The sequence below is a fragment of the Pseudomonas sp. B21-009 genome, assembly GCF_024749345.1.
Lineage (GTDB): Bacteria > Pseudomonadota > Gammaproteobacteria > Pseudomonadales > Pseudomonadaceae > Aquipseudomonas.
In genome coordinates this window covers 100,197-122,500 of sequence record NZ_CP087199.1, presented here as the reverse complement: position 1 = coordinate 122,500, position 22,304 = coordinate 100,197, and the positions used below count along the sequence as shown (strand labels likewise).

Annotated in this window: 19 protein-coding genes (1 of these 19 only partly in view); 16 read left to right on the top strand and 3 right to left on the bottom strand. The window is 63.2% G+C overall.

Going from position 1 to position 22,304, the window contains the following annotated elements; all coding sequences use genetic code 11:
* Both LOY34_RS00585 and LOY34_RS00580 read right to left on the bottom strand, forming a co-directional pair.
* On the bottom strand, nt 1-768 hold the 5' portion of the coding sequence (locus LOY34_RS00585) for a CaiB/BaiF CoA-transferase family protein (protein WP_045200590.1). 453 nt of this gene lie to the left of the window's left edge; only the first 768 of its 1,221 coding nucleotides appear in the window; it begins with the start codon at nt 766-768; its stop codon lies off the left edge, out of view.
* 13 nt (nt 769-781) lie between these two features.
* Nucleotides 782-1,963: an acyl-CoA dehydrogenase gene (locus LOY34_RS00580; RefSeq protein WP_045200593.1), complete on the bottom strand. Its 1,182-nt coding sequence runs from the start codon at nt 1,961-1,963 to the stop codon at nt 782-784.
* 160 nt (nt 1,964-2,123) lie between these two features.
* Here LOY34_RS00580 and LOY34_RS00575 point away from each other — a divergent pair, with 160 nt between their 5' ends.
* The 15 genes from LOY34_RS00575 (at nt 2,124) to LOY34_RS00505 (ending at nt 20,263) form a co-directional block, all read left to right on the top strand.
* Complete coding sequence (locus tag LOY34_RS00575) at nt 2,124-3,050, top strand: LysR family transcriptional regulator (protein ID WP_195885397.1); 927 nt, start codon at nt 2,124-2,126, stop codon at nt 3,048-3,050.
* Between the two features lie 406 nt (nt 3,051-3,456).
* Nucleotides 3,457-4,578: a Re/Si-specific NAD(P)(+) transhydrogenase subunit alpha gene (locus LOY34_RS00570; RefSeq protein ID WP_010222584.1), complete on the top strand. Its 1,122-nt coding sequence runs from the start codon at nt 3,457-3,459 to the stop codon at nt 4,576-4,578.
* Between the two features lie 11 nt (nt 4,579-4,589).
* Nucleotides 4,590-4,922 (top strand): NAD(P) transhydrogenase subunit alpha, encoded by a 333-nt coding sequence (locus LOY34_RS00565; protein ID WP_038997786.1) that lies wholly within the window; start codon nt 4,590-4,592, stop codon nt 4,920-4,922.
* A gap of 2 nt (nt 4,923-4,924) precedes the next feature.
* Nucleotides 4,925-6,361 (top strand): NAD(P)(+) transhydrogenase (Re/Si-specific) subunit beta, encoded by a 1,437-nt coding sequence (locus LOY34_RS00560; RefSeq protein ID WP_195885396.1) that lies wholly within the window; start codon nt 4,925-4,927, stop codon nt 6,359-6,361.
* Nucleotides 6,362-6,539: 178 nt separating this feature from the next.
* Entirely contained in the window at nt 6,540-8,033 is a 1,494-nt protein-coding gene (locus tag LOY34_RS00555; RefSeq protein ID WP_045200596.1) for an acetyl-CoA hydrolase/transferase family protein, read from the top strand.
* Between the two features lie 318 nt (nt 8,034-8,351).
* Entirely contained in the window at nt 8,352-8,567 is a 216-nt protein-coding gene (locus LOY34_RS00550; protein WP_010222590.1) for a DUF1127 domain-containing protein, read from the top strand.
* Nucleotides 8,568-8,864: 297 nt separating this feature from the next.
* Entirely contained in the window at nt 8,865-9,182 is a 318-nt protein-coding gene (locus LOY34_RS00545) for a DUF2388 domain-containing protein (RefSeq protein ID WP_045200598.1), read from the top strand.
* Between the two features lie 119 nt (nt 9,183-9,301).
* Nucleotides 9,302-9,595 carry a DUF2388 domain-containing protein gene (locus LOY34_RS00540; RefSeq protein ID WP_195885395.1) on the top strand — a complete coding sequence of 98 codons (294 nt, stop codon included), beginning with the start codon at nt 9,302-9,304 and terminating at the stop codon, nt 9,593-9,595.
* 27 nt (nt 9,596-9,622) lie between these two features.
* Nucleotides 9,623-9,943, top strand: coding sequence for a DUF2388 domain-containing protein (locus LOY34_RS00535; RefSeq protein WP_010222593.1), 321 nt, complete (start codon nt 9,623-9,625; stop codon nt 9,941-9,943).
* Complete coding sequence (locus LOY34_RS00530) at nt 9,940-11,898, top strand: DUF4105 domain-containing protein (protein WP_195885394.1); 1,959 nt, start codon at nt 9,940-9,942, stop codon at nt 11,896-11,898. Before LOY34_RS00535 ends, LOY34_RS00530 begins: the two co-directional genes overlap by 4 nt.
* Before the next feature lie 186 nt (nt 11,899-12,084).
* A complete protein-coding gene (locus LOY34_RS00525; protein WP_195885393.1) occupies nt 12,085-13,536 on the top strand; it encodes a hypothetical protein in 1,452 nt (483 codons plus the stop codon).
* A complete protein-coding gene (locus LOY34_RS00520; RefSeq protein WP_195885392.1) occupies nt 13,524-14,999 on the top strand; it encodes a hypothetical protein in 1,476 nt (491 codons plus the stop codon). The genes LOY34_RS00525 and LOY34_RS00520 overlap by 13 nt, the downstream gene beginning before the upstream one ends.
* A gap of 15 nt (nt 15,000-15,014) precedes the next feature.
* Nucleotides 15,015-15,419, top strand: a complete 405-nt coding sequence (locus tag LOY34_RS00515; protein ID WP_045200613.1) for a hypothetical protein — start codon at nt 15,015-15,017, stop codon at nt 15,417-15,419.
* A 109-nt stretch (nt 15,420-15,528) separates the two neighbouring features.
* Nucleotides 15,529-19,212 carry a tubulin-like doman-containing protein gene (locus LOY34_RS00510; protein ID WP_195885391.1) on the top strand — a complete coding sequence of 1,228 codons (3,684 nt, stop codon included), beginning with the start codon at nt 15,529-15,531 and terminating at the stop codon, nt 19,210-19,212.
* A gap of 16 nt (nt 19,213-19,228) precedes the next feature.
* A complete protein-coding gene (locus tag LOY34_RS00505; protein ID WP_195885390.1) occupies nt 19,229-20,263 on the top strand; it encodes a hypothetical protein in 1,035 nt (344 codons plus the stop codon).
* 12 nt (nt 20,264-20,275) lie between these two features.
* On the opposite strand, the gene LOY34_RS00500 is transcribed toward LOY34_RS00505, so the two are convergent.
* Nucleotides 20,276-20,677 (bottom strand): GFA family protein, encoded by a 402-nt coding sequence (locus LOY34_RS00500; protein ID WP_093377550.1) that lies wholly within the window; start codon nt 20,675-20,677, stop codon nt 20,276-20,278.
* Between the two features lie 304 nt (nt 20,678-20,981).
* On the opposite strand from LOY34_RS00500, the gene LOY34_RS00495 reads away from it, so the two are divergent.
* Nucleotides 20,982-22,289 carry a CitMHS family transporter gene (locus LOY34_RS00495; RefSeq protein WP_045200619.1) on the top strand — a complete coding sequence of 436 codons (1,308 nt, stop codon included), beginning with the start codon at nt 20,982-20,984 and terminating at the stop codon, nt 22,287-22,289.
* Nucleotides 22,290-22,304 lie beyond the last annotated feature (15 nt).

Sequence of the window (22,304 nt, the reverse complement as noted above, 5' to 3'; positions counted from 1 at the left end):
GATGAAATCGCCGTCGGCAGTAGGGAAGTCCTGGTAAGGCACGATGTTCGGGTGCGCATTACCCAGGCGCCGCGGTGGCGTGCCGGTGGTGAGGTAGTTCATGGCCTGGTTGGCCAGGCAGGCAACCTGCACGTCGAGCAGCGCCATATCAATGTGCTGGCCGCCACCATCGCGGTCACGATGGGCGAGGGCAGCCAGGATCGCCACGGTCGAATACAGCCCGGTGAGGATGTCGGTCAGCGCGACACCGACCTTCACCGGCCCCGCACCGTCTTCACCCTCCGGGCGCCCGGTCAGGCTCATCAGCCCGCCCAGGCCCTGGATCATGAAGTCGTAGCCGGCGCGCTTGGCATAGGGCCCGGTCTGGCCGAAGCCGGTGACCGAGCAATACACCAGGCGCGGGTTGAGCGCCTTCAGGCTTTCGTAGTCCAGCCCATAGGCTGCCAGGCCGCCGACCTTGAAGTTCTCGATCAACACGTCCGACTTTGCCGCCAGCTCGCGCACCAGGCGCTGGCCCTCGGGCTGGGTGAAGTCGATGGTCAGCGAGCGCTTGTTGCGGTTGGCAGCCAGGTAGTAGGCGGCCTCGCTGGTGTTCTCGCCGTAGGCGTCCTTAAGGAAGGGTGGCCCCCAGGCGCGCGTATCATCGCCGCTGCCCGGACGCTCGACCTTGATCACTTCGGCGCCGAGGTCCGCAAGTATCTGCCCGGACCAGGGCCCGGCCAGCACTCGCGACAGATCCAGCACCCGCAGATGAGATAGCGCGCCCATGGCTGGCTCCTTATTAATAGAAGGACTGAATGCCGGTCTGCGCGCGACCGAGGATCAGCGCGTGGACGTCATGGGTGCCTTCATAGGTGTTGACCACCTCAAGGTTGACCAGGTGACGGGCCACACCGAACTCGTCGGAGATCCCGTTGCCACCGAGCATGTCACGGGCCATACGGGCGATGTCCAGGGCCTTGCCGCAGGAGTTGCGCTTCATGATCGAAGTGATTTCGACCGCAGCGGTGCCTTCGTCTTTCATCCGGCCCAGGCGCAGGCAGCCTTGCAGGGCCAGGGTGATTTCGGTCTGCATGTCGGCCAGTTTCTTCTGGATCAGCTGGTTGGCGGCCAGCGGGCGACCGAACTGCTTGCGGTCCAGGGTGTATTGGCGCGCAGTGTGCCAGCAGGCTTCAGCGGCGCCCAGGGCCCCCCAGGAGATGCCATAGCGTGCCGAGTTCAGGCAGGTGAACGGGCCTTTCAGGCCGCGCACATCGGGGAAGATGTTCTCTTCAGGCACGAACACGTTGTCCATGACGATTTCGCCGGTGATCGAGGCGCGCAGGCCGACCTTGCCGTGAATCGCCGGGGCGCTCAGGCCCTGCCAGCCTTTTTCCAGGACAAAACCTCGGATGTCGCCGGCGTCATCCTTGGCCCAGACCACGAACACGTCAGCGATCGGGCTGTTGGTGATCCACATCTTGCTGCCGCTCAGGCGATAGCCACCGTCGACCTTCTTGGCGCGGGTGATCATCGAGCCCGGGTCGGAGCCATGGTCTGGCTCGGTCAGGCCGAAGCAGCCGATCCATTCACCGCTGGCGAGCTTGGGCAGGTACTTCTGCTTGGTCGCCTCGGTACCGAATTCGTTGATCGGCACCATGACCAGCGAGGACTGCACGCTCATCATCGAGCGGTAGCCGGAGTCGATACGCTCCACTTCCCGGGCAATCAGGCCGTAGCACACGTAGTTCAGGCCACTGCCGCCGTACTGCTCGGGAATGGTTGCGCCCAGCAGGCCGACTTCGCCCATCTCGCGGAAGATCGCAGGGTCGGTCTGCTCGTGACGGAAGGCCTCCAGCACGCGCGGGGCCAGCTTGTCCTGGGCGAACTGATAAGCGCTGTCACGCACCATGCGCTCTTCTTCAGTGAGCTGTTGGTCGAGCAACAGCGGGTCGATCCAGTTGAAGCTTGCTTTACCGGCCATGAGCGAATCCTCGAGAAATGGGACCAGAGTTGTTGTGCATTGATCCTAGGCCCGTTCAAGCGACGAGACAAACGAGGATTGCGCATGCTCTTGTGATAATTTCTCACTTCGTAATGGCCGCAAAGGCCATCTTTACGCCCTATTAGTGAGGTTGATGTACATGCGGCGCAAGATCCCAAGCACAGCGGCCCTGGTCTGCTTCGAGGCCGCCGCCCGCCACGAGAGCTTTACCAAGGCTTCCCAGGAGCTGTCCCTGACCCAGGGCGCCGTATGTCGGCAAATCGCCGGGCTGGAGGAGTTTCTCAATGTCGAACTGTTTCGCCGCTCGCGCCGCGGGGTGAAGCTGACCGAGGCCGGGCTTTCCTATAGCCGCCGGGTCGCCACCCAGCTCGATGCAGTAGAACGTGACACCTTATCGGTGATGGGCCAGCAGGGCGCCAACGTCATCGAACTGGCAGTGGTGCCGACCTTCGGCACCCAATGGCTGCTACCCCGGCTCAAGGACTTCCAGCAGCGCCACCCGGAAGTCACGGTCAACCTGACCAACCGCACCCGGCCATTCCTGTTTGCCGATACCAGCTTCGACGCGGCGATCTACTTCGGCGATGCCGACTGGTCGGGTACAGAGTCCCATCGGCTGATGGGCGAGAACCCGGTGCCGGTGTGCAGCCCGGCATTGCTGGCCGGCAACCGGCAACTGAGCCCCGCGCAGATCGCCCAGCTGCCGCTGCTGCAGCAGACCACCCGGCCCTACGCCTGGCGCCAGTGGTTCAACAGCCTGGAAATGAACGTCGCTCGTGACATGACCGGCCCACGCTATGAGCTATTCTCGATGTTGGCACAGGCGGCCATGCACGAGATGGGCGTGGCACTGATTCCACCCTTCCTGATCCAGCGTGAACTGGCAGAAGGGCGCCTGGTGGTGGCCAGCCCACATGCGCTGTCGAGCATCAAGGCGTATTACCTGATGATCCCCGAGCGCAAGGTGGAGTCGGCTTCGCTGCGCGCTTTCCGCGATTGGCTGGTAGGGGAGGCGGGGCGCTACGCCGCAGCCCATAAGGATGACAGCTACAACCTGACCCCGTAGTCAATAAAACTGAAACCCTACAGATATAAGGAAATGTCGCATTTAGGCCAACTGTTTAAGGCACCCTCTGAAAAGCCCTTAACCCTGCTGTTTATGCGGCCTTCACAGCATAAATCGCGCTTTCAGCCAGGCATTCAGCAAATTCGGCGGAAAATTTTCGAATTTTGCCGTAATCTCCCTGAAGCCCGCGCTTGGCGGGCTCCAGGCCTGTTATTGCGACATTCGGTCACAGGGTGACTTGTAGTTTGATTGCCGTCACCCTTCAAAACTGGTTGAAGCGATTCAGGAATCACCTGCAAAATGCCGCGCCCCGCCTGGATTCGGCGGGATCGTGCTGATCGGCCGCCCCAGCGCACCATCCGCAGTGCGCTGGTTTACCAACAAAAGATCACGCAGGAGAAATGACGTGCACATTGGTGTTCCTCTCGAAACGCAGACGGGCGAAACACGGGTTGCTGCAACCCCGGAAACCATCAAGAAACTGATTGGCCAGGGGCATCAGGTCACCGTCCAGAGCGGCGCCGGCATCAATGCCAGCGTTCCGGACAGTGCCTATGAAGCAGCAGGCGCCACTATTGGCAGCGCTGCCGATGCGTTTGGAGCTCAGCTGGTTCTCAAGGTTGTAGCCCCTGACGATAGCGAACTGGCCCAGATCAAGAGCGGCACCGTGCTGGTGGGTATGCTCAATCCGTTCAACAACGAAACCATCGCCAAGATGGCCGAGCGCGGCATCACCGCCTTTGCCCTTGAAGCGGCGCCGCGTACCTCGCGGGCGCAAAGCCTCGATGTGTTGTCGTCGCAGGCCAACATTGCCGGTTACAAGGCAGTGTTGCTGGCGGCTCACCACTATCCGCGCTTCATGCCGATGCTGATGACCGCTGCCGGTACTGTTAAGGCTGCGCGCGTGCTGATCCTCGGTGCCGGTGTAGCCGGGCTGCAGGCTATCGCCACAGCCAAGCGCCTGGGTGCGGTGATCGAAGCCTCGGACGTGCGTCCGGCGGTGAAGGAGCAGATCGAGTCGCTGGGCGCCAAGTTCATCGATGTCCCTTACGAGACCGATGAAGAGCGCGAGTGCGCCGAAGGTGTCGGCGGCTACGCCCGGCCCATGCCGGCCAGCTGGATGCAGCGTCAGGCCCTGGCGGTGCACGAGCGCGCCAAGCAGGCCGATATCGTCATTACCACCGCACTGATCCCTGGCCGCAAGGCTCCGACCTTGCTCAGCGCCGAGACCGTGGCGCAGATGAAACCCGGCTCGGTGGTCATCGACCTCGCCGCAGCCCAGGGTGGCAACTGCCCGCTGACCGTCGCCGACCAGGTGGTGGTGGAGCAGGGCGTGACCATCGTCGGCCCGACCAACCTGCCAGCGCAGGTCGGTGCGGACGCCTCGGCGCTGTATGCACGCAACCTGCTCGACTTTATGAAGCTGCTGTTCGACAAGGACGGCGCGCTGACGATCAACCTCGAAGACGACATCGTCGCCGCGTGCCTGATGTGCCGCGACGGCCAGGTCATCCGCAAGAACGGATAAGGAGCCAGACAATGGAAGACATGCTGATCTCTCACGGCGTCTATAACCTGATCATCTTCGTGCTGGCGATCTATGTCGGTTACCACGTGGTCTGGAACGTCACCCCGGCACTGCACACGCCGTTGATGGCGGTCACCAACGCCATCTCCGCCATCGTCATCGTCGGCGCCATGCTGGCTGCCGCGCTGACCGTCACGCCGCTGGGCAAAACCATGGGCACCCTCGCGGTGGCCCTGGCAGCGGTCAACGTATTCGGCGGTTTCCTCGTCACCCGGCGCATGCTGGAGATGTTCAAGAAGAAAGCCCCAGGCAAGGGCGCAGCGAAGCAAGAGGGGCAGAAGTAAACATGAGCATGAACCTGGTAACACTTCTCTACCTTGTCGCCTCGGTGTGCTTCATCCAGGCACTCAAGGGCCTGTCGCACCCGACCACCTCGCGGCGCGGCAACCTGTTCGGCATGCTCGGCATGGCCCTGGCGGTGATCACCACCGTCGGCCTCATCTATAAGCTGGGCGCAGAGCTGGCTACCGACGGCATCGGCTACGTGATTGTCGGTCTGCTAATCGGTGGTACTGCCGGCTCGATCATGGCCAAGCGCGTTGAAATGACCAAGATGCCCGAACTGGTCGCCTTCATGCACAGCATGATCGGCCTGGCCGCGGTGTTCATCGCCATTGCCGCGGTGGTCGAGCCGCAATCGCTGGGCATCGTTGCCAGCATCAGCGACCCGATCCCTACCGGTAACCGCCTTGAGCTATTCCTCGGCGCCGCCATCGGTGCGATCACCTTCTCAGGTTCGGTCATTGCCTTCGGCAAGCTCTCGGGCAAGTACAAGTTCCGCCTGTTCCAGGGCGCACCGGTACAGTTCAGCGGCCAGCACAAGCTGAACCTGGTCCTGGGCCTTGCCACCATTGGCCTGGGCCTGGTGTTCACCTTCGCCGGCAGCTACAGCGCTTTCGCCCTGATGCTGATCCTGGCGTTCGTCATGGGCGTGCTGATCATCATCCCGATTGGCGGCGCCGACATGCCGGTGGTGGTGTCGATGCTCAACAGCTACTCGGGCTGGGCGGCAGCCGGTATCGGCTTCTCGCTGAACAACTCAATGCTGATCATCGCTGGCTCCCTGGTCGGTTCGTCTGGTGCGATCCTCTCGTACATCATGTGCAAGGCGATGAACCGTTCGTTCTTCAACGTGATCCTCGGCGGTTTCGGCGGCGCGACAGAAGCGGCCGGCCCGGCCGGTGCCAAGGAAGCCCGTCCGGTGAAATCCGGCTCGGCCGACGACGCCACCTTCCTGCTCAGCAACGCTGACACCGTGATCATCGTCCCCGGCTACGGCCTGGCGGTGGCCCGTGCCCAGCACGCGCTGAAAGAGCTGACCGAGAAGCTGACCCACAACGGCGTGACCGTGAAGTACGCGATCCACCCGGTGGCGGGGCGCATGCCCGGGCACATGAACGTACTGCTGGCCGAAGCCGAAGTGCCATACGACCAGGTGTTCGAGATGGACGACATCAACTCCGAGTTCGGCCAGGCCGACGTGGTGCTGGTGCTGGGCGCCAACGACGTGGTCAACCCGGCGGCGAAGAACGATCCGAAGTCGCCAATTGCCGGCATGCCGATCCTCGAGGCGTTCAAGGCCAAGACCATCATCGTCAACAAGCGCTCGATGGCCAGCGGCTACGCCGGCCTGGATAACGAGCTGTTCTACCTGGACAAGACCATGATGGTCTTCGGCGACGCCAAGAAGGTCATCGAAGACATGGTCAAAGCGGTCGAATAAGCCGTTCAAACGGCTGTGACAAATAGCCCCAGCGCGGTACCGGCTGGGGCTTTTTCATGCCCGGCCAGCCGACAGAAGGCTCTATTTCAGGGCTTCGCATTCGACCTTGGTCGCGGGACGAAGCCAGGCGAAAACACTAGACTGCGCATCTAGCTTTAGTAGCCCGAGATAACAATCCATGTACCGTGATCGTATCCGCTTGTCCTCCCTGCACAGCAAGGTAATGAGTGCGGCTGATGCCGCTGGCCTGATCGAGGACGGCATGACCGTCGGCATGAGCGGTTTTACCCGCGCCGGTGAAGCCAAGGCGGTGCCCCATGCACTGGCCGAACGCGCCAAGCAGTCGCCACTGAAAATCAGCCTGATGACCGGCGCAAGCCTGGGCAACGACCTCGACAAGCAACTGACTGAGGCCGGCGTGCTGGCCCGGCGCATGCCGTTCCAGGTCGACAGCACCCTGCGCAAGGCGATCAACGCCGGCGAGGTCATGTTCATTGACCAGCACCTGTCGGAAACCGTCGAGCAGCTACGCAACCAGCAGCTCAAGCTGCCGGACATCGCGGTGATTGAAGCGGTCGCCATCACCGAGCAAGGCCACATCGTGCCGACTACCTCGGTGGGCAACTCGGCCAGCTTCGCGATTTTCGCCAAACAGGTGATCGTCGAGATCAACCTGGCGCACAACGCCAACCTGGAAGGCCTGCACGACATCTATATCCCGACCTATCGTCCGACCCGTACGCCGATCCCGCTGGTAAAAGTCGATGACCGCATCGGCAGCACCGCAATCCCGATCGACCCGGCCAAGATCGTCGGCATCGTCATCACCGAGCAGCCGGACTCGCCGTCCACCGTACTGCCGCCAGACGACGAAACCCAAGGCATCGCCAACCACCTGATCAACTTCCTCAAGCAGGAAGTCGACGCCGGGCGCATGACCAACAAGCTCGGCCCGCTGCAAGCCGGTATCGGCAGTATCGCCAACGCGGTGATGTGCGGCCTGATCGACTCGCCGTTCGAAGACCTGACCATGTACTCCGAAGTACTCCAGGACTCGACCTTCGACCTGATCGACGCCGGCAAGCTGAGCTTCGCCTCGGGCAGCTCGATCACCCTATCGACCCGCCGCAACGCCGACGTCTTCGGTAACCTGGAGCGCTATAAGGACAAACTGGTCCTGCGCCCGCAGGAAATCTCCAACCACCCTGAAGTGGTCCGCCGCCTGGGCATCATCGGCATCAACACCGCGCTTGAATTCGACCTGTACGGCAACGTCAACTCCACCCACGTCTGCGGCACGCGGATGATGAACGGCATCGGTGGCTCGGGCGACTTCGCCCGCAACGCGCACCTGGCGATCTTCGTCACCAAGTCGATTGCCAAGGGCGGGGCGATTTCCAGCGTGGTGCCGATGGTCAGCCACGTCGACCATACCGAGCACGACGTCGATATCCTCGTCACCGAGCAGGGCCTGGCTGACCTGCGCGGCCTGGCGCCACGCGAGCGTGCGCGGGTGATCATCGACAACTGTGTGCACCCGGATTACCGCGAGGCGCTGAACGACTACTTCACCCGCGCCTGCGAACGCGGCGGCCACACCCCGCACATCCTGCGCGAAGCCCTGGCCTGGCACGAAAACCTGGAAGAAACCGGGCGCATGCTCGCCGGCTGACCTGCACAGTGACCGGCCGGTTGTGCGCAATGCCAACCGGTCGGGTAACTGATTTATTTATCCAGACAAAAACTGTTCTACTGTACCGGTGATTTCACCGCCATTTTTCATCCTCTTGTCCCTTCTCTGATCAAAAATGCACCATTTCAGTGCTGACCAGTACAGTTGCGCCTATTCCGAGTGCAACAGTCGTCTAAAACAGTTAACTGGCCCATCACAATGCAGGTGAACTGTATCTACTGTTATGGACGACAGAGGAGGATCATTGGCATCAGTTAAATCACTACCTAATGCCGCCACAAGCGGAAGGATGACATCATGGAACGTACCCTCAGTTCCGATCTGGTTTTCGAAAACACCGCCGAACAATCCAAGGCCTCGCTGCCACTGCGCCTGCTGGCCAACCTGATGCTGTGGCAACGCCGCATTGCCAGCCGCCACCAACTGGCTCGCCTGGACTCGCGTCTGCTGGCTGATGCCGGTATCAGCGAAGCACAACGCTACGAAGAGCTGAGCAAGCCTTTCTGGCGTTAATGCAGGGCTCGCCGGCCAAGGCCGGCACCACGAATTCCCCAAAACCCGTCGCAGGTGACTGCTGACGGGTTTTGTCGTTTAAAGGCCCGAAATAGAGCGGCTGAACAACATACCAGTACAATTTTTAATTTAATTAAATTGACAGGTACAGTTGATAAATCTTGCTACGATCCGGTCCAAGCCGCGGATTACACCCGCGTGATACCCTTAACGTACCCAGCTTGGTAAAAAGTAGCGCAACAAGCTGAGCGTGCGTCTGACATAAGAACCACCAAAAGCCTATCCAGGAGATCGACCATGTTCCATTCACGCTTGTTTGGCGCCGCGCTGCTGCTGGCCCTGGCTTCGACTGCCAACGCCACCAGCTTCGTCGTCACCACCGATACCGTCGTTCGTGGTGTTGCCGCCTCCACCGATGCAACTTCCGATGTGTCGTCCTCGTTCCGTGACGACAAGATCGTCCAGGCCGCCCGTGACGACGCTGCCAGCTTCGTTGCCAGCCACGGTGACATCCGCGGCGCGAAACTGGAGAGCGCTTTCGCCCACATTCGCCAGCAGACCCCAAGCCTGCAGGCCAGCGACGCGCAACTGGCACAGGCCATCCTGGCGCTCTGAAGCCGCTCGTTCCCGGCCGTGCATGTAACAACGTGCAACTAAGCCGGGCCCTCTGCGCTGGTCCTCACCGGCGCATTGGGATAGCCTTTGCCGCCTGATTCAGCTGCCGTTCGAGACCCATGCGTTATCTGTCATTGCTGTTGCTCGTGGTGTGCTGGAGCAGCGCCGCCCAGGCGCTGGACCTGACCACCAACAACCTTGTCGTCAGTGGTTACGTCACCAGCAAAGTGACGTCGGTGCCCTTCGATCGCAAACTGCTGCTGGCCGCCCATGACGATGCCGCCGCTTTTGTCGCCAGCGATGGCCGATGGCGGGGCGCGCGCCTTGAGGCAGCACTGCAGCAGTTGCGCCAGGCCAACCCGGAACTTCATGCCAGCGACCTTGAACTGGCACAGGCAATTCTCGTCCAATGATTACTTCTGTTCTCCCGGAGATGCTCCATGCGTAACCCGCTGATTGCCGCCACCCTTGGCCTTCTGCTGTTGGCCGATGTGGCCCAGGCACAAACCCTGGTGGCCACCAGCAACATCATCGTTCGCGCCTTTGGCCGCTCGATCGACTTCACCTCCGACACCACCACCTCGATTCGCGACTCGAAAGTCGTGCGCGAAGCCCGCGATGATGCCGCCAGCTACGTCGCCAGCCGTGGCGAGATCCGTGGTGCGCAACTCGAAGCCGCCTTCGATACCCTGCGCCAGCGTGTGCCAGAAGCGCGCCAGGCCAGCGACCAGGTGCTGGCTGAAGCCATTCTCGCCCTGTGAAGCCAATGCGTGCCTGGCTGCTGGGCTGCCTGCTGATACTGTGCGGCAGCCCGGCACTGGCCGACCTGCAACTGGCTCTGCAGGCCGACGGTTTGAGCCCGCAGCAACAGCAGGCCAGCCAGGCATTGCTGGACGAAGCCCTGCAGGCCCTGCCACCAAGCTTCAAGACTCGCCTTGACCGACGTATCCAGGTCAGCTGGAGCAGCCGTATGCCGGCCGATGCCTATGGCCAGGCGTCGCTGGTTTCCACCCTGGAGCTCAACAGCCGCCTGCTGCCGGGCCTTGCCGATGGCAGCGCTGCCACCCAGAAGACCGGCCGCCCCCACGGCACCGTGCGCCAGGAGTTGCTGGCCACCGTCCTGCATGAGCTGACCCACATCTATGATCGCGCCCGTTTGTGGCAGGGTGCCGAGCGACAGCTGATCACCCGTTGCACCCGACAGCAGAACAGCCAGGGCAAAATCGGCCTGCCTGAGCAGTGCCGCGGCCAGACCGAACGCCGCTTTACCCTCAGCGATGATCCGCGACTGCTCGACCTGGCCGGCTGGCCGCAATATGTCGGCCGCCGTGGCGAGCGCGAGCAGCACAACCGCCAGGTGGCGCGCAGCCCCGACAGTTATGAGCTGAGCAGCCCCAAGGAATTCATTGCGGTCAACATGGAGTACTTCCTCCTTGACCCAAGCTTTGCCTGCCGCCGCCCGGCCTTGCAGGCCTACCTGAAAGCCCATTTCGACTGGGCACCCGAACATCCAGCGTGCCCGGGCGCCTTGCCGTTCCTCAATGCCGGCAACGACTTTGCCAAATCGCCGCTGGGCGAGATCAACCCCGAGCGCGTCTACGCGGTGGATTACCTGCTGGCCGAAGCCAATCAGAACTGGGTCAGCCGTTGGGGCCACAGCATGTTGCGCCTGGTCATCTGCGCCCCCGGGCGCCCACGCGGGCCGGACTGCCGCCTGGACCTGGACCAGCACCTGGTGCTGTCGTACCGGGCGTTCGTCAACGACGTGCAGCTGTCGAGCTGGGACGGCTTGACCGGCGCCTATCCGTCGCGGCTGTTCGTCTTGCCACTGGCGCAGGTGATCGACGAGTACACCAAGACCGAACTGCGCAGCCTGGCCTCGATTCCGCTCAAGCTCAACCGCGACGAGCTGGAAAGCCTGGTGCGCCAGGCCGCCGAGATGCACTGGAGCTACGACGGCAACTATTACTTCCTGTCGAACAACTGTGCGGTCGAAACCCTCAAGCTGTTACGCAGCGGTACTGCCAACCCGCGCCTGAACGACCTGGACAGCATCGTCCCCAATGGCTTGCTCGAAGTGCTCGAAGGTCGCGGCCTGGCTGATGTCAGCGTCCTCGATGATCCGCGCGAGGCACTGCGCCTGGGTTATCGCTTCGACTCCTACCGCGACCGCTACCAGGCCATGTTCCTGGTGCTGAAAAAGCAACTGCCGATCAAGCAGGACAGCGTCGAGGCCTGGCTCGAGCAATCGGCCGAACAGCGCCAGCCGTGGTTTGCCCAGGCCGACCTGCGTACCAGCGCAGCGTTGCTGCTGCTTGAACAAGCCAGCCTGCGCCGCCAATTGCTGCTGGCCCAGGACGAGGTCAAGCAGCGCTACCTGAGCGGGCGCGAGCGCAACGACGCCAGCGTCGGCAAGGCCAACAACACCCTGCAGCAGATTCTCGCCAACAGCGGCTTTCTCAGCCGCCCGGCCGAACTGCTGGGCAGCAGCGGCTACGGTCTGCCCCAGGCCAGCGAGCGCGAGAAACTGCTGAGCGAAACCCGCCAGCGGCAAAAACAGCTGCAAACCCTCAGTGCCGACCTCGACAAAGAGGTGCGGGCCTTGCTCGGCCCGGACCGCGCCGCGCAAATCAAAGCGGTCGAGGCCAACATCAAGCAGGTCGGCGAACACCTGCGCGCATTGCACAAAGCCGCAGGCGGGCTGCAATTGCCCTGAGCCGGTGGTTGACTTTGTAACTGTCTGTGCCACTATTTCGCCGCTATAAAAATGGCGTTTTGATGCCATTTTGCTAGATGAAGGCCTCGCTTCGGGGCCTCTCGCAAAATCTCTTTCTATCGACGTGACAGCCTGGCTGTGAAGGGCAGGGCTGCGCACGAACGACCGTTGGCATGGTGGGATTATATGGACGTAGTCGGAGACGACCGCGAGTACGAGTGGTCGCTGGATGGGCAACGCTGGTTGCAGGATGCCCACGGCAGGTTCTCCCTGACCCACGTCGCTGGCAAGGCGCTGGAAGGCGATCAGCCTGACCTGGATTTCCTCGTCGGGGCGCAGCAAGCGCCTGACGGGCAGTCCTGGCTGCCGGCCAGCTTCCGCCATTGCCCGCAGACCGGCGCGCCCCTTGAACCTGTTCGTTACGCTCTCCAGCAGCGCTGGTTGCCACCTTATGGCAACGGTAGCGGCCGGCGGGTGGTGGAGGGCAGTTGCAAGCTCGACGCTGCCGAGCAGACTGTCGCCGCCGTGTACCAGCGCCTTGATCGCGCCAGCCCGCGCAACCTCAATGCCGCGCGCAAGTTCGACCAGCTGCCACGCAGCAACGGTTTGAATTTCCTCGTCGCCAACCTCGGCGGCCATCGCGAGGCGCTGTTTGCGCTGGCGCGCGATGGCAGCCTGTTCCGCTGGCAGCGCAAGGCCGAAGAATGGGTCGGAGTGCTGCCGCACAGCACCCCGATCGGTCGCTGCAGCCTGCAAAGCTGGGCCTGGGGCGTGAGCCTGCGCGAGCAGGGCAGCCAGCAACATCTGCTGCTGGCTTGTGACGAGGGCGCGACTGAAGTGCGCGTCGATCCGCTCGCTGGCCGCTACCACCTGGAGCGCTGCCCTGGCCGCGCTATCGCCGCCCCCGGCGAACTTGAAGAGCAGGTGCTGATTCCCCAGCAGATGCCCGATGGCAGCTTCTGCGTGGTCGCCCGCCAGAATGATCAGTGGCTCGCACACCCGATTGCCCTGGCCAATCCGCAACACCTGCACAATCTCTCGGCGCCGCTGCGCGACCCGGCCTCGCGGCGCCTGCTGTGGATCGGCGCCCACGGCTACTTGAGCGTCAAGCTCGGTGAAAGCCTCGAAGCCCAATGGCTGAGCTGGCCGCCCGGCGCCCAGGCGCGCCCCGAATATGGCCCGCCGTTCGTCAATGGCTACGGCATCTGGCAGCAACTGTTCGAAGGCAGCGAGCAGTACTGCCTGCGCCTGGACTCCGACGAGCGCAAGGAAGTCAAAGGCTCGCGCCTGAGCACCGGGCAGCTGAACTACATGTTCAACGTGCGCCTGGACGCCCCGTGGGGTGAACACGACGTCGACAACAACCCCGCCGACCGCGAAGTGGTGTACCCGTTCATCGAGTTCAGCGACAACCCGCACCTGCTGTCGTGCCGGGTGCGCTGGCCCTCGAGCCTGCAGCAGTTCTTCGGCAATGAGCAGCCCGTCGAGACCGAGTACTGCCTTGAGCGCATCGGCCAGCCGGCCTTGAGCCTGCTGCTGAAGGTGGCGCAACCGTGGAACGCGCAGTGGTTCTGCTACGACAACGCCCTGTGGCTGTACATCGATTCGACTGGAGCGCTTTACCGATGGAACGCCTGAACCGCCTGCTACGCCACAGCCTGCTGCTCGTCCTGAGCCTGGTCTGCATAAGCGCCCATGCGGCGCCACTGCGCCAGGTGTTGCTGGTACAGAACTCCGGCTGGATGGAGCCGTTCTACCTCGACCCGGCCTCGGGCTTCAAACCGCTGGTCACGCAACTGGCTGCCAGCGCCGCCGGCAGCGGCGAAGTGGTGATTGGTGCCTTCAACCAGGCCGACAGCAGCCACCCCTCGCCGCAATGGACATACCGCGGGCCAGGCACCCACGCCAAGCTCGCCGACAGCGTCAATGCCCTGAGCCTGGCCCGCAAGGCCAGCGGCGCCTATGCCGACACCGACTTCAAGGAAGCCTTGCTGGCGGCGATCAACACCGGCCTGGAAGGGCGCGAAGGCATCATCTGGATCGTCACCAACAACAAGAACAGCCCCAACAACAGCAACGAAACCCAGCTCAAGAACCGCGAGTTCTACGACCTGCTGCACAAGGAAGCAGTGATCAGCCGCATCGCCGCCTTCCCGCAGAAGATGCCGGTCAAAAGCAGCAATTTCGAGGCTAACGGCCTGATGATCTACGCCCTGGCCTATGGTGCCAACGCCGGTGCCGCGCTCGAGCAGGTGCTGGCCCAGCCGGCCCTGGCAACACTGCTCAAAGACGCCGGGGTGCGCCTCAAGCCACTGACCCAGGCGGCCGTGCGCTTTATTCCGACCGGGGTAAAAGACACCCCGGACGTCAGCGCCGAGCTCGCACCCGACCAGCAAACCGTGGTGCTCAACATCGATGTCGACGGCTCGCCGAAAACCGCGGTGCTGCTGGGCCGCTTCGAGAACCAGTTCAACCCCTACCAGATCCACTCGGCCAAGGTCGCGATGAGCCTCGATATGCCGGGCGAAGCCCTGCAGTCGTCGATCTCCCTGGACCGCATCGAAAACCTCGAGCCAGGCGCCCGCTCCGAAGAGCTGTCGATCAGCCTGCAATTGCCACCGCTGCCTTCGCAGTGGTCCAGCGAAGTGCTGCTGTCCAGCGGCTACCAGCGTGCCGGCGCCATCGAAGTGCGCCTGAGCGAACAGCAGTTGCAGATTTCCCAGCAGTTCATCGAGCGCATGAACGAACTGTTCCCCAACGATGCCTTGCCGGACGTGTTCCTGCCCTCCAGCGAGGCCAGCGCCTCGGCTACCCGCCTGCCGATCGTGTTGCAGATCAGCTACCCGCTGGGCCCGGTGCTGCTGTTGCTGGCCCTGTTCGTGTTCGCCTTGTTCGGCCTGCTGCTGGCCAAGAGCCTGGTCGGCGGCAAGAAGCCGGTCACGGTCATGGTCGAAGGCGTGGCCCAGCAGTACCCGCTCAAGCCGTTCAGCAGCGCCAGCGTCTACGACGCCCGGCAGAACAAAGTCGCGACGGTAAAGCGCGGCCTGTTCGGCGCCACCCTTGAAAAGCTCGCCGCCGACGTCGCCGTGCGCCTCAAATAACCTTAGGACCCTGTCATGACCCAAACCAGCTCCCTGCCAGCCCCAGTAGAAAACGAAGCCGCTCCGGCCACCAGCACCTCCACCCTGAGCGTGCCGACGCCAGTGCTGGACCTGGGCCCGAAAAAAGTCGACAGCCGCGATGCCCTGGTCGGCGTGGCCGTGTTGGTGGTGCTGGCGTTGATCTTCTTCGTGATCAAGAACGCCTACGCCAACTGGCGCGTGCGTGAGCGCGTGGCGCCAAGCCGTGCCAACGCCTCTGGCTGGTTCCTGTTCCTCGGCCTGCTGCTGGTTTCGGCCATGGCGGTGCTGGCAGTAATCAACTCCGGGCAGTTCCTCACCCCGCTGTACCTGGCGCCACTGGCGGGCGTGGCCGGCATTTCGCTGGTGGCCTGGCTGATGACCTTCTCGGCCAAACGCTGAGCCAGGATTGCTGCGCCCGCGTCAGGCCAGGCCTGACGCTTCAACCGATGATGGATTTAGTACGCCGAGCTGACTCGGCCAGCCCAGCCAGGGCTCATGGAGTTTGAAGATGAACGAGAATGCACAACCTTCCGGCCCGGCGGCGCTGAACGCGGTCAGCGAGAAGATCCACCCGACGCTGTTCATCGCCCTGGGCGGTACCGGCATGAAGGTGAACATCCGCCTGCGCCGGCGCATTCTCAATGCGATCTGGGGCGGCAACAACCAGGTTCAGCAGATTGCCGATTTCCCCCTGGTGCAGTTCGTCAACTTCGACCTGGATGCCGGCGAAGTCACTCAGGACGGCAAGTCGATCAAGACCGACGTGCTCGCCGAGCAGGTCGCCTTCACCTCCGAAGAGAAGATCATCGAGCCGCTCAACCTGAGCAAATACACCCACTCGATGGACGAGCTCAACCGCCACCGGGAAGTGGCCGAGTGGTTCCCGCTGACCCCGGACAAGATTCGCGCCCTGGGTATCGACCCGTCCAAGGGTGCCGGGCAGATCCGCGCGCTGTCGCGCCTGTACTTCTACGACAAGTACCCGGTGATCCGCGACAAGCTGCGCGACAAGGTCAACCGCCTGCTGGCCAACATCGGTGGCCATGCCGACAAGCTGAAAAAGCTCGGCCTGGAAATCGACCCGGGCAAGATCCGCATCGTCATCAGCGGTTCGGCCGCCGGCGGCACCGGTTCCGGCTCGTTCCTCGACATGGGTTACCTGGCCAAGGCGATCCTCAAGGAGAACAACATTGCCGGCAAGGTCGACCTGTTCTTCGTCCTCCCCGGCGGCTTCCATGCCTTCAACACCGAGCGCGTGCAGGCCAACGGCTACGCGGCACTGATGGAGCTGGAAACCAGCATGCGCGGCAACCGCCTGGTCAAGCACTGGGACGCAACCGACAACCTGTTCATCGACAGCCGTCCGTACGACGACGTCTACATCGTCGACAACAGCAACGTCGCCCAGGCCAAGACCAGCGACCAGGAAGACATCTACGAGATGCTGTCGGACGTGCTGTTCACCGACTTCACCTCCCAGGACTTCGCCAACAAGAAGCGCTCGATCGCGGTCAACCAGAACCAGCACAAGATCCGCTCCTACACCGTGCGCCTGCCGCAGGACTACGGCGACGATACCGAGCTGCGCTTCCCGTGCTCGTACTCCGCGCTGGGCCAGGCGGTGCTCGACACCCAGATCGATGCACGGCAGAACGTGCGCCTGAGCCGTCAGGTGCAGCAGATGCTCAAGGCCTTCTTCGGCATCGCCAACGCCGCGGCCAACGACAACCGGCCAACCGACCGCGAGCGCGATGACTTTTTGCGCGAGCAACTGAACGTCACTGCGCGCACCTTCACCGAGCTGCCGGACTTCCTTTCCAAGGTCGAGCTGACCCTGGCCACCGGTGAGTTCACCCACTATCAGGTGGCTGACGACCTGCTGCTGGTCGAGGGCGACAACAGCGTCACCGCGCAGATCGAGCAAAAGGTCGAGATGCTCTTCGAGCGCCTGCAAAATGGCGGCGCCGACAAGGACCAGTGGCTGACCCACGTGCGTGAAATCCAGCAGCAGCTGGAGCGCGACACCAAGGGCAGCAACATCGACAGCGCCGAGCGCAACCACGAAGTGCGCATCAAGGAAAACCGCCAGCGCCGCCTGGCCGAACTGGTACGCGAAGACGCCCTGCCGGAAAAACTCTTCCGGCGCCTGGACGACGATGAGCGGGGCGGCCTGGATTACACCCTGGCGCTGGTCGAGATGCTCAAGGACCGCCTCGAAAACGAAGGCAGCGGGATCATCCCGGCGCTGGAAAAGAACGCCGCGCGCTTCAAGGAACTGGCCGAGAAGCTGGAGTCCTCGGAGCTGGCCCGCGAGTTCGAACGCCTCAAGGAAACCACCGGCGGCGGCCTGATGGCCCGCCTGAGCGGCAAGGACAAACAGGCCGAGACCGTACTCACCCAGGTCAAGGACACCTTGCGCGACAGCCTGCTGTTCTACGTGCGCCATGTCGCTGCCCGTGAAGCGGCGCAACTGCTGCGCGAGCTGTCCGAGTGGCTGGGCCGCAAGGAGTCGGTCGACCACAGCGGCCGTGCAGTATGGAACGGCTTCGTTGGCCGCCTGCAGGACGGACGCAATGCGGTTGACCAGCTGTTGCGCCGGATCGAAACCGATATCAGCAAGATCGACGCCAGCATCAAGGAAAAACACGCCACCCTGATCCCGCTGGCGCTGGTGCAAAGCAGCGAGGAACAGGTCGTCGATGGCGCCCAGGTGCGCGAGTGGGCCAAAGACGCCTTCAAGGACTTTGGCGGCTCCAAGGTGCTGTTCGGCAAACTGCAGGACGAAGAGGGCCAGGAAGAATTGCTGGGCAAACTGCGCAGCAAGGCCGTGCAGCAGTTGCCCAAGCAAAACCAGGGCATCGACCCGCTGCTCAGCGCCCTGGCCGCGCTGACCCCGGACGAACAGCGGGAAAAATTCCGTCAGCTACTGCAACGGGCCATGCCTTGGGCGCCGCTGAACCTCACCGGCGGCTTCGGCATCGTCAAGGACCGCTACACCTGCCTGGTGGGCGTGCAGGATGCCAACGAATTCAAGCGCACCTACGGCGCCATGCTCGCCCAGTGCCTGCCGCAGGGCACCGGCATGACTGCCGGGCAGATCCAGTTCGTCGAGTCCGGCACCCCGGGCAAGCTGATCTGCTTCACTGAGCTGAGCGGCTTCCCGCTGCCGGCCCTGACCCCGCTGCCGACCTACCTGGCCAGCTACCGCAAGGAAAGCACGACGATTCCGCTGCACAGCCACAAGCGTATCAGCCAGTTCGTACAGCCGATCCAGTTCACCCAGGAGCAGTACCGCCAGTTCGCCGAAGACTTCAAGCTGTACCTGCACGCGGTGGCCGTTGGGGTGTTGCGGCGCAACCCGTCGGAACGTTACGAGCTGATGATCGACCAGGACTACTTCAGCATCGGTGACGAGTTCGCGATCCGTCAGAACGGTCTGAACCAGGTGCAACGCAAAGACATCGAAGACCAGTTGCGCCAGCGTTACGAGCAACTGCGCAGCCCGCAGCAGCTGGCGGCCATGGTCGCGCTGTTCGAAGACCTGCGCCGCGGCGCCTACAAGCCGCAGATGCGCCAGAACGAGCTTGGGGTGTCGTCGCTGTACCAGACCTTCCCGTACAAGATCGCTGAGCTGCTGAAGAACGAGTACGACAACCGCCTCAAGCGCCAGGCCCCGGATACCGCGGAACGCCTGGTAGAGCAGGCGCGAGCGCTGCTGGAGCAATTCGCCGAACCGGTCAACGGCTCACGCGCCGACGTCTATCGCGACGAAGTGCATGACGAGCACAGCGAAAAACGCACCCTGCGCAAGGAGTGCTTCAGCAGCGGCTGGCTCGACGCGCTGTTCCAGCCGTCCGCCAGCGCCGCACCGGCACCGATGCCGGGCATGGCTGCGCCACCGCCAGGTGTTGCCGGTATCGCGCCGCCACCGGTGGCTACGCCGCAGTTCAGCTATCACCTGAGCGTGGCTGGCAGCAACTACGGCCCGTACACCAGCAGCCAGCTGCAGCAGTATGTGCAAACCGGCCAGATCACCCGCGACAGCCTGCTGTGGCGCGAAGGCATGGCCGCCTGGCTGAGCGCCGGACAGATCCTCGAGCTTGCCCATCTGTTTGCCCCGGCCCCTGCTGCGGCGCCGCCGGTAGGCACGCCACCGCCCGTCGCGCCGATGGCACCACCGCCTGTGAACTGAGGAAGGCCTGAGCCCTATGTCCGCATCTGCGAAAAAACCGGCCTTCCCCCTCAACTGCGCCAATGGCGAGTGTGGCAAGGCCCTGTGTGGCCCGGTGCTGTTCTGTCCATATTGCGGTGCCAGCAGCCAGGTGGTGACCAGCGCACCGGTTGCCGCTCCGGCAGCCATGGCAGCGGTCGCTGTCGCGAGCGAAACGCCGACAGCCCCAGCACCGGTGGCCAAAGCGCCCGAGCCGCCACGGCAAGTGACCATCTCCAGCGCCGAGATCGAGCGCGCCGTGGCAGCCACCGCGCCGCCGCAAGCGCCGGTCGTGGCCCAGGTGAGCAAACCACGCAATGTCGCGCGCCAGGCCGCGCTGGCCATCGCCGTGCTGGTTGCGGTGGGTGGTTATGCGGCCTATCAGATGAACGCTCGCAAGGCCTTGCAGCAGTTCGAGGCAGAACTGGCCGCAGGGCAGGGCTGCCTGCGCCTGAACCAGTACAACTGCGCACTGGAAAAGGCCGAAAGCGCCCTGCGCATCGAAAGCAAGGACCCGCGCGCCATCAGCTTGCTGCAACGCGCACAGGCCGGGCTAGAGGGTCAGCAACGCGATCAGCAGGCCCAAGCCCAGGCCGCCGCCGCTGCCGCAAGCGCTGCAGCAACGCGCAAGGCAGCAGCCGAACAGGCGCAGCGCGAGCAGCAAGCCCGTGAGCTGGCGGCCAAGGAGCAACAGCTTCATGACGAACAGACCCAGCTTGCCAAACGCCAGCAACAGCTGGAGCAGCAGGCGCGCTCGGCACCCCCAGTACAGCCGCGGGTGGCACCTGTTGCCCGGCCGGTGCAACGACCGGTGGCGCCGGCAGCCAACGCCGGGTTGGTGGGCCAGCAGCTGAGCCAGGCGCGCAGTGCCCTGGCCCGCCGCGACGGCGCCACCGCGCGCTCACTGGCCAACCGGGTGCTCAGCCAGGATCCGGGCAACCGTCAGGCGCAGATCATCCTGCGCCAGGCCGAACAGCTGCGCGGTCAGTCGTTCAACACTCCCAAGGGCCTGGGCGGGGTGATCATCGAGTAAGCCGCTGAACGCCTAGAGCGTCTCCCCGGGCTCGCCGGGCAGATGCTCGTCCAGGTGCAACCAGGGTAGGCGGCTATCGATCCAGATATGTCGGTTCGGTGCCGCCAGCTGCGGCTGGTCGAGAGTGGTCACGGTAACATCGATGCTCTGCGGGCTCAGATCGGTGGTCAGCGCCACATGCGCCCCGCACCGGCTGCAGAAATAGCGCACGCAACTGGCAGACGAGTCGTAGCGCTGCGGCGTACCGCTCAACCATTGGAAATCCTCGCAACTCACCGTCAGCCAGGTGATCAGCAAACCACCACTGACCCGTCGGCACACCGAGCAATGGCAGTGGGCAACATCCGTCAACGGACCTTGAATCCGGTAGCGCAGGGCGCCGCAATGGCAGCCGCCTTCGTACGTATCACTCATCGCTCCCTCCTGTTGCCTACAGGCTGATAACCAACAATGCACCTCTCGTCGGCTTTGGGCCAGCGAAAGCTGGCTGAAAGCTTCCCACCTTAGGATTGCCACCACTACCGGCACAAGACCGGTCAGCCAGGGCCCCGTTCGTTGCATGCGGCGCCCGGCCCAATTAACAACAACAATGGTGATACTGATGCTTTCCTACGCCCGCCTCCCTGCAGCAATCCCTCCGTTATTCCACGCGCTGCGCCCTGTGCGCTGATCCGCCCGAATCGTTCTTCCTTCGCCGCGCTACGCCTGGAGTACTCCCATGCTGACCTTCCTCGGCTTTGCCATGGTCATCACCTTCATGTACCTGATCATGACCAAGCGCCTGTCGGCCTTGATCGCGCTGATCCTGGTACCGATCCTGTTCGCCCTGTTCGGTGGTTTTTCCGCCAAGATCGGCCCGATGATGCTCGAAGGCATCAGCAAACTGGCGCCGACCGGGGTCATGCTGATGTTCGCGATCCTGTATTTCGCCCTGATGATCGACTCCGGCCTGTTTGACCCGGCCGTGCGCAAGATCCTCAAACTGGTCAAGGGCGACCCGCTGAAAGTCTCGGTCGGCACTGCCGTGCTGGCCCTGGTGGTGTCGCTGGATGGCGACGGCGCCACCACCTACATGATCTGCGTGGCCGCCATGCTGCCGCTGTACAGCCGCCTGGGCATGAGCCCACGGATCATGGCCGGCCTGATCATCCTTGCCGGCGGCATCATGAACATGACCCCCTGGGGTGGCCCGACCGCGCGCGCCGCCAGCGCCCTGCATGTCGACCCCTCGGACATCTTCGTACCGATGATTCCGGCGATGCTCGCTGGTGTCGTCGCCCTGTTGGCGATTGCCTACGCCTACGGCAAGCGGGAACGCGCGCGCCTGGGTGAACTGCACCTGCCCGGTGATGAGATCGATCACAGCGAAATCAGCGTTTCGCAGTTCCCCGACGCCCGTCGCCCGAAACTGCTGTGGTTCAACGGCGCGCTGACCGCCGTGCTGATGGTCTCGCTGATCATGGGTCTGCTGCCGCTGCCGGTGCTGTTCATGATCGCCTTCAGTATCGCCATGATCGTCAACTATCCGTGCCTGCAGCAGCAGAAAGACCGTATCGCCGCCCATTCGGGCAGCGTGCTGGCGGTGACCGGGCTGATTTTTGCCGCCGGTATCTTCACCGGCATCCTCTCCGGCACCGGCATGGTCGATGCCATGTCCAAGAGCCTGCTGGCGGTCATTCCTGATGCGCTGGGGCCTTACCTGGCGGTGATTACCGCAGTCGTAAGCATGCCGTTCACCTTCTTCATGTCCAACGACGCCTTCTACTACGGGGTGTTGCCGGTACTGTCGGAAGCGGCCAGCCACTATGGCATCTCGCCGGTGGAAATGGCCCGCGCGTCGATCGTCGGCCAACCCGTGCATCTGCTCAGCCCGCTGGTACCCTCTACCTACCTGTTGGTGGCCCTGGCCGGCATCGAGTTCGGCGATCATCAGCGCTTCACCCTGAAGTGGGCAGTGCTGATCTGCCTGTGCATAATGCTCGCCGCGCTGCTCATGGGAATTTTCCCCCTGTTCAGTAGCCTATAAGACAACAGAATCACC

Bases quoted from the DNA above. Each gene is read 5' to 3' on its own strand.
- LOY34_RS00580 (WP_045200593.1), bottom strand. From the start codon at position 1,963: ATGGCCGGTAAAGCAAGCTTCAACTGGATCGACCCGCTGTTGCTCGAC.
- LOY34_RS00575 (WP_195885397.1), top strand. From the start codon at position 2,124: ATGCGGCGCAAGATCCCAAGCACAGCGGCCCTGGTCTGCTTCGAGGCC.
- LOY34_RS00565 (WP_038997786.1), top strand. From the start codon at position 4,590: ATGGAAGACATGCTGATCTCTCACGGCGTCTATAACCTGATCATCTTC.
- LOY34_RS00560 (WP_195885396.1), top strand. From the start codon at position 4,925: ATGAGCATGAACCTGGTAACACTTCTCTACCTTGTCGCCTCGGTGTGC.
- LOY34_RS00555 (WP_045200596.1), top strand. From the start codon at position 6,540: ATGTACCGTGATCGTATCCGCTTGTCCTCCCTGCACAGCAAGGTAATG.
- LOY34_RS00550 (WP_010222590.1), top strand. From the start codon at position 8,352: ATGGAACGTACCCTCAGTTCCGATCTGGTTTTCGAAAACACCGCCGAA.
- LOY34_RS00545 (WP_045200598.1), top strand. From the start codon at position 8,865: ATGTTCCATTCACGCTTGTTTGGCGCCGCGCTGCTGCTGGCCCTGGCT.
- LOY34_RS00540 (WP_195885395.1), top strand. From the start codon at position 9,302: ATGCGTTATCTGTCATTGCTGTTGCTCGTGGTGTGCTGGAGCAGCGCC.
- LOY34_RS00535 (WP_010222593.1), top strand. From the start codon at position 9,623: ATGCGTAACCCGCTGATTGCCGCCACCCTTGGCCTTCTGCTGTTGGCC.
- LOY34_RS00525 (WP_195885393.1), top strand. From the start codon at position 12,085: ATGGACGTAGTCGGAGACGACCGCGAGTACGAGTGGTCGCTGGATGGG.
- LOY34_RS00520 (WP_195885392.1), top strand. From the start codon at position 13,524: ATGGAACGCCTGAACCGCCTGCTACGCCACAGCCTGCTGCTCGTCCTG.
- LOY34_RS00515 (WP_045200613.1), top strand. From the start codon at position 15,015: ATGACCCAAACCAGCTCCCTGCCAGCCCCAGTAGAAAACGAAGCCGCT.
- LOY34_RS00510 (WP_195885391.1), top strand. From the start codon at position 15,529: ATGAACGAGAATGCACAACCTTCCGGCCCGGCGGCGCTGAACGCGGTC.
- LOY34_RS00505 (WP_195885390.1), top strand. From the start codon at position 19,229: ATGTCCGCATCTGCGAAAAAACCGGCCTTCCCCCTCAACTGCGCCAAT.
- LOY34_RS00500 (WP_093377550.1), bottom strand. From the start codon at position 20,677: ATGAGTGATACGTACGAAGGCGGCTGCCATTGCGGCGCCCTGCGCTAC.
- LOY34_RS00495 (WP_045200619.1), top strand. From the start codon at position 20,982: ATGCTGACCTTCCTCGGCTTTGCCATGGTCATCACCTTCATGTACCTG.